The 14806-nt window shown below is 56.3% G+C and carries 8 protein-coding genes; 3 read left to right on the forward strand and 5 right to left on the reverse strand.

What is annotated here, in order from left to right; translation table 11 throughout:
- The first annotated feature begins 4 nt into the window (after window positions 1–4).
- Window positions 5–4288 carry a cadherin-like beta sandwich domain-containing protein gene (locus B0G52_RS16755; RefSeq protein WP_158223741.1) on the forward strand — a complete coding sequence of 1428 codons (4284 nt, stop codon included), beginning with the start codon at window positions 5–7 and terminating at the stop codon, window positions 4286–4288.
- Between the two features lie 396 nt (window positions 4289–4684).
- Here B0G52_RS16755 and B0G52_RS35280 read toward each other — a convergent pair whose 3' ends face one another.
- A complete protein-coding gene (locus tag B0G52_RS35280) occupies window positions 4685–5245 on the reverse strand; it encodes a hypothetical protein (RefSeq protein WP_143762574.1) in 561 nt (186 codons plus the stop codon).
- A gap of 70 nt (window positions 5246–5315) precedes the next feature.
- On the opposite strand from B0G52_RS35280, the gene B0G52_RS35285 reads away from it, so the two are divergent.
- Window positions 5316–7031, forward strand: coding sequence for a hypothetical protein (locus tag B0G52_RS35285; protein WP_143762575.1), 1716 nt, complete (start codon window positions 5316–5318; stop codon window positions 7029–7031).
- 443 nt (window positions 7032–7474) lie between these two features.
- Here B0G52_RS35285 and B0G52_RS16765 read toward each other — a convergent pair whose 3' ends face one another.
- Both B0G52_RS16765 and B0G52_RS16770 read right to left on the reverse strand, forming a co-directional pair.
- Window positions 7475–8353, reverse strand: coding sequence for a carbohydrate ABC transporter permease (locus B0G52_RS16765; protein WP_233162744.1), 879 nt, complete (start codon window positions 8351–8353; stop codon window positions 7475–7477).
- A 16-nt stretch (window positions 8354–8369) separates the two neighbouring features.
- Window positions 8370–9290 carry an ABC transporter permease gene (locus tag B0G52_RS16770; protein ID WP_094046326.1) on the reverse strand — a complete coding sequence of 307 codons (921 nt, stop codon included), beginning with the start codon at window positions 9288–9290 and terminating at the stop codon, window positions 8370–8372.
- Window positions 9291–9521: 231 nt separating this feature from the next.
- Here B0G52_RS16770 and B0G52_RS16775 point away from each other — a divergent pair, with 231 nt between their 5' ends.
- Window positions 9522–11870, forward strand: a complete 2349-nt coding sequence (locus tag B0G52_RS16775) for an AraC family transcriptional regulator (RefSeq protein WP_158223743.1) — start codon at window positions 9522–9524, stop codon at window positions 11868–11870.
- A 36-nt stretch (window positions 11871–11906) separates the two neighbouring features.
- On the opposite strand, the gene B0G52_RS16780 is transcribed toward B0G52_RS16775, so the two are convergent.
- Together B0G52_RS16780 and B0G52_RS16785 are read right to left on the reverse strand one after the other, a co-directional pair.
- On the reverse strand, window positions 11907–12878 hold the full coding sequence (locus tag B0G52_RS16780) for a DUF1861 family protein (protein ID WP_094046330.1): 972 nt from the start codon (window positions 12876–12878) through the stop codon (window positions 11907–11909).
- Between the two features lie 27 nt (window positions 12879–12905).
- Window positions 12906–14504, reverse strand: coding sequence for an extracellular solute-binding protein (locus tag B0G52_RS16785; protein WP_143762576.1), 1599 nt, complete (start codon window positions 14502–14504; stop codon window positions 12906–12908).
- Window positions 14505–14806 lie beyond the last annotated feature (302 nt).

Below are 14806 nucleotides of genomic sequence, written 5' to 3' on the forward strand. Positions count from 1 at the left end.
AACCATGGGGTTTGAATTTCGTCGCAAGATGGCGCAATTTACAGTGTGCATATTGATTGCGGGATTGTTTACGGGACTGGCGCCATTCGGCAATGATCGTGCTTATGCGGGAACCGGGGGCGTGATTGACACTGTAGCCGGCGGAAACTATGGCGATGAGGGTGACGGAGGTCCGGCTGTCGCTGCAGAATTGGACTCTCCGTCGGCAGTTGCGATGGACAGCCTCGGGAATCTGTATATTGCCGATACGGGCAACAACAAGATCAGGAAGGTCGATGCGAGCGGGAATATCAGCACCGTCGCCGGCAGGGGGGATTACCTTGGCGAGTTGGGAGATGGTGGCTCCGCCCTTGACGCAGGACTGAGCAATCCGACAGGAGTGGCGGTGGACGATGACGGCAATTTGTATATCGCTGATAAATATAACCACCGGATACGTAAAGTAGATTTTACGAGCGAGCCTGCCACAATCTCTACGATAGCGGGGACGGGATCTGGCGGCTTTTCGGGAGATGGAGATCCTGCAATTAACGCTAAACTATACAGCCCAGGTGGGTTGGCGATATATGACGGCAATCTGTATATCGCGGATACAAACAATCACAGGATACGTAAAATAGATTTCTCGAGCGGGGTCGGTATCATCACTACGGTAGCGGGTGCGGGTGATGGCACATTACGTGGGGATGGAGGTCCTGCTGTCGAGGCTGAGTTACACTACCCGAGTGCAATAGCAATAGACAGTCAAGGGAGTTTATTTATCGCAGATACATTTAACAGTCGGATACGGAAAGTAGATTATTCGAGCGGGGTCGGCATCATCAGCACCGTGGCCGGGTCATCGTTGTCCTATGGGTCTGGTTTTAGTGGAGACGGGGGGCCGGCTGTTGAAGCAGAACTGAATCGACCGAATGGCATAGCGGTAGATGGCAGCGGGAATCTGTATATCTCCGATACAGGTAACAACAGAATCAGAAAGGTGCTTCCGAGCGGCTCGATTATGACGATAGCGGGAACGGGAGCGCGTGGTTATGAAGGAGATGAGGGGCCGGGGATCACTGCACAATTAGGGGGCCCCACAGGGTTGACTCTGGATAACGACGGTAACCTTTACATCGCTGATACAGACAACCATGCAATACGCAAGCAAACGCCTTACATTCCTTCGAGCGATGCGAGCTTAAGTTATATTACGCTGACGAGCGGCACGCTAAGCCCGGTGTTCGCATCCGGTACAACCAACTACACGGCAACTGTCGTGAATGGGGTAAGCAGTATTCGCGTTACGCCAACGACGACAGATTCTCTCATGTCGGTAACCGTAAACGGCGTGCGAGTTGCAAGCGGAACCGAGTCCGGAGACATCAATCTGGATGTAGGGGATAACAGGATTGACGTGGTAGCCGTAGCAGAGGACGGTGTAACAGAGTGGCCGTACACGATCATCGTCAAAAGAGAAGTAAGCAGCAACGCCAATTTGAGTCAGTTGTCGCTGTCAAACGGCACGCTAAGTCCGACATTCATCTCGACAACGACAACCTATACGGCAACGGCCAGCCAGAGTCAGATTACGGTCACTCCGACGTTATCGGATGCAATGGCTGCAGTGAAGGTGAACGGTACAGCGGTGGCGAACGGTACGGCATCCCTGCCGATCCCGCTCAACTTGGGCAGTGTCACCTCGATTGAGGTCGTTGTGACGGCGCAGAATGGAACAACAACCAAGACCTATACGATTAACGTGACGAGAACGATAAGCGCGAATGCGGATTTAAGCGGATTATCATTGTCGAGGGGAACGCTGAGTCCGGTGTTCGCGGCGGGCACGACCGGCTATACGGCGAGCGTCGAGAATAGCGTAAGCAGCATTACAGTGACGCCGACGACTGCTGACGTCAGCGCGGAAGTGACCGTGAATGGCGTGACGGTAAATAGCGGAACTGCTTCCGCACCGCTCCCGCTGAACGTAGAAACGAATACGATTTCTCTAGAGGTTACGGCGGAAAACGGCACAAAGAAACCTTACACGGTGACGGTTACACGCGCCAAGAGCAGCAATGCGGATTTGAGCGATCTGGTGCTGTCGAGCGGGACGCTGATTCCATCGCTGCTGCCCGGTACGTATAAGACAAGCGTGGATCATCAGGTGGAGAGCGTTACGGTAATGCCTACGGTAGTGGATGCGGTATATGCAACGGTTACGGTCAGTTTGTATGCCGATGGCGGAGCGCTGGTTAGCGGGCCGTTTGCAGTGCCGAACGGTACGGAGTCTCCGGCGCTGCCGCTGAATGTAGGAAGCCATAACGTAATTACGCTTGTCGTAACGGCGCAGGACGGTTCGACGAAGATGTATACAGTCACGGTAACAAGAGGCACAAGCAGCGATGCGGATCTGAGTAATTTGACGCTGTCGAACGGGACGCTGACCCCGGCGTTCGCAGGCACGTACACGGCGGGCGTAGGTTATGCTGTAAGCAGCATAACCGTAACGCCGACCTTGTCGGATGCTGCCAATGCTTCAGTAACGGCCAGCGTATTTAGCAGTGGAGGAACACTCGTAAGCGGGCCGCATACGGTGCTGAGCGGCACGGCGTCCGCAGCGCTTCCTCTGAGCGTTGGGGATAACGTTGTTAAGGTCGTCGTGACGGCGCAAAATAACGCAACGAAGACGTATACAATAACGGTGACGAGAGCTGCCGAAAGCAGCCAGCCAACAAGCTTGAGCGGGCTGACGTTGTCGAGCGGAACGTTAAGTCCGGCGTTTGGGGCGGATACGCTCCAATACACCGCAAGCGTAACCGCTGCCGTTGCCAATGTCACCGTAACGATGACGGTGGCCGATGCGGACAAGGCTGCAGCAACGACCAGCATCTATAACGGTGTTGGAACGCAGATCGGCGGACCGTTTGCGATGACGAGCGGGACGGCAGCCTTTGCGCTTCCATTAAACGAAGGAAGCAATGTGATTTCGGTTGTTGTCACGACGCAAGGCGGTGCGACCAAGACATATAAGCTCGACATCACCCGCGCGACATCGGGCGCTTCATCCGGTGGAGGCGGAGGGGGTGGAGGCGGCGGATGGGCGTTCACGAATGCGCCTGTCATCGACTTGAACGGACAGAAGCTGGACCCTGCCCGCATAGACACTGGGAAGCCATTTTTTACGCTTGAAGCGACGCCGACTAATGGCGTGTCCTACGTCAGTATTCCGGCGAGTATTTTAACGGACTTGGCCGCCAAGAATGCGGATTTCTACCTGGAGATCAGAACGCCATACGGCCGCTACCAAGTTCCGGTTAATCTGGCTTCGCTAATACCGGAGTTCGATGCCTTGCTTACGAAGAACCGACTCAAAGCCGATGATGTCAGCTTCAAGATTACGTTGACGGATAAATCCGGAGACAAGAGTCTGCAAACGACGATCGCGAGCGCCTTGCCGAATGGAAAAGTATTGGGAACGACGGTGGATTTCCATATCGAGATTGTCCACACGACTACAGGACTGACGGTTGGCACGGCGGACAAATTCAATCAGGCGCTTACGAGGTTAATTCCAATGCCGAACGGCTTGGCTGATTTGCCGGAATTATGGGGAGCTTTCCGCTATAACGGGACGAACAAGAAGCTCGAATTTGTCCCTGCGAAGAAGGTGAAGACGGACGGCGTGTGGCATATCGCTATTCGTTCTTACACGAACAGTATCTATTTCGGGGCATCGAAGGCAGTAAGCTTTTCCGATACGGAGAATCATTGGGCGCAGTCGTTTGTTGATCTGGCGGCGGCAAAAGGGCTTGTGGAGGGGATTGGAAACGGGAAATACGCTCCTGATAAAAAAGTGACCAGAGCAGAGTTTGCAACCTTGCTTGTTCGGTCGTTAGGAAGAGGTATTTCCGAGGCCGGATCGGTTGCGTACGTCGATGTAAAGCCCGAAGCGTGGTATGCCGATGCTGTTGCGCAGGCGAAGGAGCTTGGTCTGCTTGATCTCGTGAGCGGCGCGAGCTTCCATCCCGACCAACCGCTGACTCGTGAAGAAATGGCAAGCATGCTGGCGGCTGTCGTCGCTCTGGATAAGAGGCCGACAGCAACGAAAGAGGTTAACTCGAATGATAGCTACAAGGACATGGAAATCGTGAATCCGGCCTATCAGGAAGACGTTCGACTGATGATCAAGATGCGGATTATGACGGGGATATCGGAAGACTCGTTCGACCCGAAAGGCCAGGTGACACGAGCGCAAGCGGCAACCGTGTTTATCCGAACCTTGCAAGCGCTGGGTATGGTGGACTAGACCTGAATCAGGCTAATCGTGAACTAACCGCAAGTATGCGGATGATCGGAGGTTGCTTATGCCCAGAGAACGCAGTAACGCCGTTTCTTCGAAGAATGCGCCCTTCATTGGAGCCAAACCGTCGAAAAAACCGATAATCGGTTCGCACCGCACGAGATCGCCAATCGGCGGGCACCGCATGCAGCAGGTGTTGGAGATGCAGCAGACGATCGGAAACCAGGCAACGCAGCAGTTTGTACCAACATCGCCAAAGCCGACCCTTGGCTCGCACCGCATAAAGACGCAAATCGGCGGACATCGCAAGCAGCAGCTCCCGAAGCCGCAGAACGTCACAAACGTTCCCGAGAACAAACCGGAAACTCCGAAGTCGAAGCCGTTGCCGCCGGGGTATGTGCCTTATGAGGACAGCGAGTCGATTGGCGGCAGCTCAAGCTTTGACTGGAATATAGGCGGCAGTCCCACGATAACCTCGAAGCCGTTGCCGCCGGGGTATGTGCCGTATGAGGACGGCGAGTCGGCCAGCGATAGCTCCAGCTTTGACTGGAATATGGGCGGCAGTTCCACGACAAGCCCGCAATCCAAGCCGCTGCCGAAAGGGTATGTACCGTTCGAGGACGGCAGCGAGTCGACCAGCGGCAGCTCCAGCTTTGACTGGAATATTGGCGGCAGTTCCACGACAAGTCCGCAATCCAAGCCGCTGCCGAAAGGGTATGTACCGTTCGAGGACGGCAGCGAGTCGACCGGCGGCAGCTCGAGTTCCGGTTTTGATTGGAATATCGGCAGCAGTTCTCCGACATCGTCAGGGCCGAAGCCTCTGGCGAAGGGATATGTGCCGTTTAAGGAGAACGACGATGAGTCGGATGACGATGACGATTTTGACTTCGACTGGGACCAAGAGGACATCAAGAGCAGCAGCAAGAGCAGCAGTACGCCGCTTCCGCAGTTGTCGAACGGCAAATCGACCTCCTCTGCGGTAGGGGCTATTACACCGGAACAAGGTGTGTTTCCTGCTCGGGTGAGAGAGGATTTGCTCGAGGATAACGATGATGATTTTGACGACGACTCGGATGATGATACGGAGGACGCTAATCAGGATAGTTTGTCCGGACTGATCGCTCCATCCCTCCAGCCTGCTGCGGCGGGGTCGAGATTCGCTCTGGAAAATAACAAGGAATCCGAATTTGATAAAGAGATGCTGTACAGGGGCGGCATTCGCGGCGTAGACCTGGATTCGACGACCTTCTATGCGAATGAATCGCAGCGGGCCTCCTATGCCCGGGGTTTCGACAAGTCGGGTAAAATGATCAACGCGACAGACGGCAAATCGCTGGATACGATAGGGGCTTTAGAATCGTCGACGGTGGGAGCGAAGGCAGACCGGCACATTTTCACGATGAACGCTTTGGGCGAATTTCATTCTATGGATGCAGTCAAGGAAAATTCGGATCGTTCCAAGCGTATTCATGACCAACGCAAACAGGATTTGAAAGATTTGCAAGATAAACCGGAACATCAAGCGGAACTGCGAAATATGCAGCTTCCTTCGATGGAGAGAATCCATCATTCCACCTTCAATGCCGGGGATGATATCGCCGGGGCTGGCGAGCTTCAAGTTCGCGATGGACAGATTGAGTTGGTTTCCGATGCAAGCGGCCACTACAAGCCGGGTTCGAAGCAGATGGTGCAGACCGTGGAACAGCTTGAGAACAACAATGTTCCGATTGAGCAGCTTGGTGTGGAGTTTGTAGGAAAGCCTGAATTCCAGTACGAAATGGACTATTTGACAGGCAAAGACAAGGTCGATTCGACAACGGGGAAAAAGGTGCGCAGACGCGATATCGACGGCAATTTTATGCCTAAGATGCAGGGAAGCAGGCAGGCGTTTACGAAAAATATGCAAGTGTCTGCGCTGGAATTGCTCGGATATGCCAACCATGCGCCCGATGCTGCCGAAGAACGGATACGCGATGCGCACGACCAGAAAAACCAAATGCTCAGAGAACTGCTCAGGAAGACGGAGCGTCACGATCCGATCGCCTACGATTATCGCGGCGATGTGCAATCGAAGCATGGCAACGTAATGAAGGAATTGCTGGCGAAACGCAAAGAAGTCGCGCCTGTCCCGGATCTGCCGCAGGAGAAATATTTTGGCTACGGTTCGATCAGCAATGTGGCTGGGAAAAAGCTGGTAGTTGATGAGGACGAGCGCAGTTCCCGGAAAAGCCTGCCCCTTGCCGGAGACAACCATATCAAGACGACGAGCGACGAAGACGAGGTTTGGGGCGCCCCGGCAGGCAATAGCGCTGCTTTCACAGGAGAGAGCAAAGCGAAGACAGGCAGCAGCAAAGTCAAAACAGGCAGCAACGGCTACAACAACGCAACGACGTCGGGAGGCAGCAACGCCTACAATAACTCGACGTTGCTGAACGGCAGCAACGCCTACAACAACTCGACGTTGCTGAATGGCAGCGACGCCTACAACAACTTGACGTTGCTGAACGGCAGCGACGCCTACAATAACTCAACTTTGCTGAACGGCAGCAACGCCTACAACAACTCAACTTTGCTGAACAGCAGCAACGCCTACAACAACTCGACGTTGCTGAACGGAAGCGACGCCTACAATAACTCAACTTTGCTGAACGGCAGCAACGCCTACAATAAAGGTAAATTTGTCAGTCGCGGCTACAATGGCCCCAGGAATACTAGCTATAATGCATGGGACGAAGGTTCGTTCTACTAAAGTCGTGCCCGCTGTCAAGCGGGCACAATCCCACCAAACATTCCTGTTGTCAGGTTAACAAGCATTAAGGCAGGATTGCCCGGGCATCGCTTACGAGGTAACATTAAACGTAATGATCGTACATCTGGAGCTCGAATGGGGCTTAGGCTCAATTCATAACGTTACGGCGTAGTGCTAATTGACCGACTCAGACTCAGGTGCCGGCCAATAGAGTGATGGGATAACGCTATCTCTTCCCTATGCCCACGAGATCGCCTCTGTCCAATGAAATAGGGTTACGCCATAACGTTAACCCACCTTCAACCCGCCGGTCAGCCAATCAATAACGTTATCCCATCGTCCTATGCCATTTCTTGTGATTCCATTGCCAGCAATTGTAGATAGCTCTTCGAGGGATTAGCTTAACCTGACAACGTTGACAATCCCAACCCATTCCACCCCAGCTACCCCTTCACCGACCCGATCGTCAGACCTTTCACGAAGTAACGCTGCAGAACCGGGTACAGCAGCACGATCGGCCCGATCGTGACGAGCGTCGTCGCCATCCGGATCTGGTACGTCGGCGCTTGCAGAGCGATGCCCGCTCCCGACGGGATAAGGTTTTTCGCCGCTTCGAGGTTGGACACCATTCTTCTTAAAATCATTTGCAGCGGGAACTTGTTTTCCTCGCTCAGGAACAAGATGCCCATGAACCAATCGTTCCAATAGATAAGCGCGTAGAACAGCCCGACTGTTGCCAGAATCGGCTTCGAGATCGGCAGCACGAGCTGGATGAAGATCCGGACTTCCCCGGCCCCGTCGATCCGCCCGGCCTCCTCGAGCTCTTCCGGCACGGTGCGGAAGAAGCTGACCATCAGGAAGACGAGGAACGGCTGCACCGCCAGCGGCAAAATGAGCGCGGCCAGCGTGTCGGACAGCTTGAGCCAGTTGGAGATCAGAATATAGAACGGCACCATGCCCCCGTTGAACAGCATCGTGAAGTAGACGTAGAACGAGATGGCGTGGCGCAGGCGGTTGCGGCGGTTCGCGATCGAATAAGCCAGACTGGCGCTGACGAGAAGTCCGAGAACCGTGCCGGTTGCGGTAATGAACAGCGTAATGCCGTAGCTGCGCAGCAGCGCGCCCGACTGGAGCAGAATCCGGTAGGCTTCGAAGTTCAAGCCTTTGGGCAGCAGGCTGTAGCCTTCGTTGATCAGAATTTGTTCGTCGGTCAGCGAGCCCGATACCATGAGCAGGAAGGGAATCAGGCAGAACGCGGCGAAAAGGGTGATAAACCCCCAAGAGAACGCAGTCATCATACGGTCCGATTTCGTGGCTATCATCTTGCTTCTGTCCTCCTTAGAATAGGGCGGAGTCTTGCGAATAGCGCTTGACGAGGGCGTTCACCGCCACGACGAAAATAAAGCCCATCACCGATTGGAACAATCCGACGGCGGCGGCCATCCCGAAGTCGTTCAGCACCCGCATCGAACGGAACACGTACGTATCGATAACGTCGGTCGTCGGATACAGCATCGAGTTGTCGCCGACGATCGCGTAGATCATCGCGAAATCCCCGTTGAATATTTTGCCGATCGCCAGAATGGTCAGAATGGAGATCGTCGGCACGAGCAGAGGGACGGTAATCCGCCTCATCATCTGGAACCTCGAAGCCCCGTCGATGCGAGCCGCTTCGTAGATTTCGTCCGGGAAGCTGGTCACGGCGGCCAGGAAGATGATGGACATGTAGCCCGCTCCCTGCCAGACCCGGATCAAGGTCAGAATCCAGGGCCACAGGTGGGCCTCGTAATACCAGTTGAGCGGCGCGATCCCGAGGCTCTCCAGCCACCCGTCCACCGTCGGATGCATGCCTCCGAGGAACGATTGCACGAGCATGCCGATGACGACCCAGGACATGAAATACGGCAGGAAAATGAGCGACTGCGCGGTCCGCTTGAACCACTTGACCCGAATCTCGTTAAGCAGAAGAGCCAGCAGGACGGCGCAGCAAGTCGTGGCGGCAATGAACAGCAGGTTCAGGAAGACGGTGTTGCGGAGCACGAGCAGCAATTTGTCCGTCGTGAAGAAAAATTCGAAGTTGCTGAAGCCGACCCAAGGGCTTCCGAGAACGCCTTTGCGAATGTTGAACTCCTTGAAGGCGATGAGAATACCGTACATCGGCACGTAGCTGAACAGGAACACGAACAAGACGCCGGGCAGCGCCAGCAAATATAGAAAAGGGTAGCGCCCTATTCCGCGCATCCATGTTTTACCGCCCATAATCGATCCTCCCGCATAGTTGATGATGCTTGCATCGTAACCCGGTTCGGACCGACCGACTAGCCGCCAATATGCCTAATGACGTCAGAAAACAGCGAAACGGCGGGTTCAGAAAACAACAAAGCTTTCGAGAAACGCGTTTGCGCTTCCCTGAATCCGTATTCGAATTTATAATTTCGAATAGAATGTATGGCAGCGCTTACAGATGAGTGCCGGAGAGGGGGAAGCGGATTGAAGCTGCTGTCCAGAGCGAAGATCGGCTTGCGAAGACGCAAGACGTTCGTGCAGATGCTCGTCTATTTTATCGTGGCCAGCGTAGCCGGGCTGACGATCAGCACGTTCTATATGTACTATCAATCCTCCCGCACGATCGTCAAGGAGATCGGCAATCACACGGAAGACTCGATGCGCAAAGCCGCCCACAGCACCTCCTACATGATGGAATGGACGCTCAGCTACGCCCAGAACTGGAGCCGGGATTCGGCGCTCGTCGCTTACGCGCTCGGCGGGGAGAAGGATTATTACGAGGATTACAAGATCTGGTCCGCGCTGCGTAAAATTCAAGCGAACAACCCGCTCATCGAATCGATCTACATGCTGAACGATTATACGGATACGGTGGTGGATACGCGGAGCGGCATCTATACGCGGGCCGGCTTCTACGACAAGGAAGCGCTCGATATGGTGGCCCCCGCCGAGCTGCAAGGACATCGCAAGCTCGTTCCCCGCGGATTGGAGGGCTTGCTGAACGACATTCGGCCTTTCCGCGCCAACCTGCTGACTTACGTATTTCCTTACGAGCCGAATCAATCCTCGTCCGCGCTGATCATCAATATCGACGAACGGACGGTCGCCGACCTGATCGGCAGAAATTTCTCCCCTTCCGAAGGCTTGTACATGCTCGTCGACGAGACGGGGACGATCGTTGCGTCTCCAGGACAGAATCTGTTCCGGACGCGGACCGACTATGCGAACCGGATCGATGCATCGGGGCGCTCCAGCGGCTGGCAGGAGATCGACGGCCAAGGCAGCCCCTCCCTGCTCGTATTCGCTGACACTTCGTTCACCGGGCACGAAGGCTGGAGGATCGTCTCGATCATTCCGGAGAAGCAGCTGCTGGGCAACGTTCATGCGCTCCGGAACTGGACGCTGCTGATCTACGTTCCGGTCGTGCTGGCGACTTTGTTCATCGTGTGGCTGCTGGCCAAAAAGATTTATTTTCCGATTCAAAGACTGGTGCGGGACATCGCGGGAGATCGGAGAGAAGAGCGTGAGGATCAGGAGGAGAGCGAGCTCAGTCTGCTGTCGGGCGTGTACCGGGATCAAAAATCGCGCCTCGACCGGCTGTCGAATACGTGGCGGCATTACAGGGGAGACGCGAGGAACGCTTTCCTGCGCGGTCTGATCGAGAAGGAGGCGGAATATCCGGAACGGGAAATGGAGAGAAGGTTCGCCGACCTTGGAATGAGGCTGCCGAGATGGCCCATCCGGCTCGTGCTCGTCCGAATCGACGGGTACTGCGATTGGGCTTCGTCGTACACGGAGCAGGAAGTCCGGCTGCTGCGCTACGCGATGGCGAACATCGCCGAAGAGACGATGAAGGGCTACGCGCTCACCGCCGTCGATCTGGACCGAGACAGAGTCGTGCTGATCGTGGAGACGGAAGCCCGCTCCGAAGCCGAGCTGCTGGAGCATTTGCGGGAGAGCCAGTCGTCGATCAAGGATTACCTGGAGATTGAGACGAGTCTGACGGTCAGCCCTCCGCTGGAAGATTACGCGGACATGCACGAGGCCTACAAGCTGACGCTGAGACAGGCGGAGGAACGCTATTTTCGGGGACGGGGAACAATCGGCGTGGCGAAGGCCGAGCGCCGCGAATCGGCGTCCGCGTACAAATATCCGGAGGAGCGGGAGAGGAAAATTCTGAACGCGCTGAAGCTCGGAAACGAGGAAGAGACGATCCGGCATCTGCGGACGTTCGTTCGGGAGACGACGGACATGTCGGTGTCCGAAGGGCAGCTGGCGCTGACCCAGCTTATTCTGAACATCGGCAAGACGATGAATCAGATTCGCAAGTCGGACGCTCTGGGGGATACCTGGGACATTCCGTTCATTCAAGAGACGATGAGCCGGTTGGAAGTGCTGCAGGCGGTGGAGGAGTGGCTGGAGGAGCGGATGAGAGAGTTTCTGGAGCTTCAGCGCCAGGCGGCGAACAAGGCGAGCCGCAACGGGCAGATCGTGGCGGAGGCGATCGCGCTGATCGATCTGCAGCTCGCGGACCCGAATCTGTCGTCCAAGTGGGTGGCCGATCGGATGAAGATGTCGATCAACTATTTGCGGTCGCTGTTCAAGGAGGAGACGGGTCAGCCTCTGGCCGATTATATCGCGAAGAAGCGTCTGGAGCGGGTCGTCGAGCAACTCGTCGACACCGACCGGACGGTAGAGGAGATCTCGGTGCAGATGGGCTTCCCCGCGATCAACTCTTTCTACGTCGCGTTCAAGAAAAAGTACGGCATGACGCCGAATCAGTATCGGAAGGCGTATCAGCAGACTCCGGCGCCGACGCCGTGCGTCGAATAAGCCCGTCCTGCGGGCTTACCTAGCGGGCCTATCCGATCAGGCAATGTACAGTTCCTCCCGGGAGCTTTGCTCGTATTCGAGAAAGGGGTCGGGCAGGTGCATGACGTGCGCTTCCGCGTCGCTGGCCCCGACGTAGAGAGCCGCCCGGCCGCCGGGAAGCCGCTTGAGGCCTCCGCTGAACAGAATGTCCGTCAGGTCGGGACGCTTGGCGGAGCCGGGCTCGAAATCGCTGCGCACGGCAATGATCTTCATCGCGGTCCGGGCGCCGGTGTCGGGACGGATGGCGAACGTCATCGGGTAGTAATGGCGATCGCCGGCTTCGTCGTACCGGGCGATATGCCCGAGTACGCCGATATCCCCGTTGCTCAGCAAGTGCAGCTCGTTCGCCCCGCCCCACTCCTCCGGAATAAACTGATCGTCGTATATCGTCGCCTGCTCCAACCGCTCAGCGGTCAACTGCTCCAGAGAATCGAGCACCGTGAAGCCGATCTGCCCCAATCCGCCGACGGCGCCCTGCGGCCTCGTGCACACCGCGATCCGGCCGTCCGGAAGCTCCAGCAAGCGGATGTCCTTCATCAGATCGGGACCGGTGGCGAAATGCCGCAGCTCGCCCAACGTTTTTCCCCGGAAAAATACCGTCCGCCAGCAGGAGAAGCCGTTCGGATCGTCCGGGATCGCCCAGGCTTCCACGCCGCCGACGATCCATTCGCCGCCGACGGAGCAGACGAACGGATCTTGGTAAGGCAGCGAAGGAGCGCCGGGAAGCGGCCGCCACCAGCCGTCCCGTTCGGCGAAGAACACGATCTCCGCGTCCTCGGAGTCGCGGGCTTCCACCCGCCCGGCGATCACGTCAACGCCTTCCGCCTTGAAGGGGGCGGTAATGTTGTAGACGTCCCGCCCGCCCACCTCCGCGAACCGCAGCTTGAGGGCGGTTCCCTCAATGCAACTCGCGGCGTACTCCTCCAGCAATTGCATGCACGATTGCGGCCGATGAGAGAGTGTATCCATATGCGGTATCCTTGTATCTCCTCTCGCTTATTGAGCTTTGAACTCGTCGTATTGCCGCTGCAGCTCCGCCAAAATTTTGGCGTTGCCCGCTTTCTCGTACCGATCCTTCAATTCCTTGAGCCCTTTCTCCGCGCTGAGCACGCCCGCCCCGAGCGGCTTCAGAACTTCGTCCTTGATCGGGCTGAGCTGCGCAAATTCGGTTTTGAACGGGTCCGTGTTCGGCGTGAAGCCGGCGTAGGGCGACAGCAGGAAGTTGTCGGCGTCCCGCGTGAAGTTGAACCACTTCAGATCGTCCGGAATCATATGGTCCGGCGTGCGGGCCAGGTTCGGCCGCCAAGTGATGACGTAGCCGGGGAACGAATATTGGCTGCCTTCCACGACCGCGTACTTGTCGTCGCCGACCGCCGTCCAGTGCTTGCCCTCGATGCCGTATTCGAGCAGATCGTGGTTCTCCTTGATCGACAGCCAGTTCATGACGGCCATCACCTTGTCGGGATGCTTGGAGGAGGCCGGCACGCACAGGAAGTTCCACTGCTTGAAGTCCGAATAGACCGGATCTTCGGGGTTGACGATGACGACTTCCAGCTCGACTCCTGGCACTTTCAGCGCGTCGGTGAATTTCAGCCCTTCCACTCCGTCTCCGGAGTATTGAATGGCGGCGACCTTGCCCTGGTTGAAGAGGGCGGTGGAGTTTTCCTGCTGAGCGAGGTTTTTCTCCAGGATGCCGTCCTTGAAGTAGCGGTTCAGCTTCTTCAGGCTGTCCTCGAAGCCGGGGCGCTCGTAGATCGGATAGATTTTGCCGTCCTTCGTCCCGTTGTAGAACACGTCCATGGCGATCTCCATCACTTTGTTCTCCCCGATCGTCTCGGAGTTGAACAGATTGACGAGACCGTCGGCGTAGCGGCCGTCGGTGGCGAACGGAATGATGTTCTTGTCCTGGGCCTTCACCTGATAGAGGAATTGCTCCAACTCGTCGATCGTCTTGATCGGGGACAGGCCGTATTTCTCGCGCAAGTCTTTGCGGATCAGGAAGCCGCCGATTTTGCCCTGGGAGATGCCCAGAGGGATGCCGTAAATTTTGCCGTTAAACTTGTTCGCTTCCCACATCTGCTGCGGGATCGAGCTCTGCAGTTCGGGAGATTGGGCGACGAGCTCGTCGAGCTCGATAATGGAGCCGCTGCTGATCATCTGCGAGATGTGCAGCCACGGGGCGTCCAGGAACATGTCGAATTCTTCGCCCGCCGAGGCTTTGAGCGTCGTGACGTTGCCGTAGTCGTTCCACCCGATAAATTGGATGTTCAGCGCAGCGCCGATTCCGTCGGCGACCAGCTTCTTGTTGACTTCCTCCAGCACGAGCTCGAAGTCGACCGGCTTATCTCCGGGAAACAGAGCCTTGAGCTCGACCGGCTCTGCGGACGGCTGCGCGGAAGGCGACTCCGACGTCTCCGCAGTCGGCGAGGCGGAAGGCGACGAAGAAGGAGAAGCGGAAGGGCTGCTCTCCGACGAGCCGCCGCCCGAACAGGCCGAGACGAGCAGCAGGACAAGCGCCAGAGCGGCGCCGATCGTTTGGTTGCGCAGGCGTTGCGCGGTCATGCGGTAAAGACGTTTTTTTCCCCCTGATGGCAATGGAAAGACCTCCTTAACGAAAATGGATGGATTGCGCGATCGTTCGTAATCGGCATACCGAAGCGCAGTTCCAGAGTAGACCGGGACGCCCCTCTTCGTATATGGCAGAAAGCGACGGCAATGTCAGAAAGAGAGGAGGCGGAGGCTGCAGAAAACAACGCTCCTTCCGAATTCCACGAATCGTCGTTTTCGAGAATACCCGATGCTCCGGGCCGGCCGTTATGATGGCATTGATTCACGTTGCAGGAGGATGGAGCATGCGTTGTCGGAGGGATTGACGGACTATGTATTCTAATCTTCTA

It is taken from the genome of Cohnella sp. SGD-V74 (assembly GCF_003001675.1).
Taxonomy (GTDB): Bacteria; Bacillota; Bacilli; order Paenibacillales; family Paenibacillaceae; genus Cohnella.

Bases quoted from the DNA above. Each gene is read 5' to 3' on its own strand.
- B0G52_RS16755 (WP_158223741.1), top strand. From the start codon at position 5: ATGGGGTTTGAATTTCGTCGCAAGATGGCGCAATTTACAGTGTGCATA.
- B0G52_RS16780 (WP_094046330.1), bottom strand. From the start codon at position 12,878: ATGGATACACTCTCTCATCGGCCGCAATCGTGCATGCAATTGCTGGAG.
- B0G52_RS16765 (WP_233162744.1), bottom strand. From the start codon at position 8,353: ATGATAGCCACGAAATCGGACCGTATGATGACTGCGTTCTCTTGGGGG.
- B0G52_RS16770 (WP_094046326.1), bottom strand. From the start codon at position 9,290: ATGGGCGGTAAAACATGGATGCGCGGAATAGGGCGCTACCCTTTTCTA.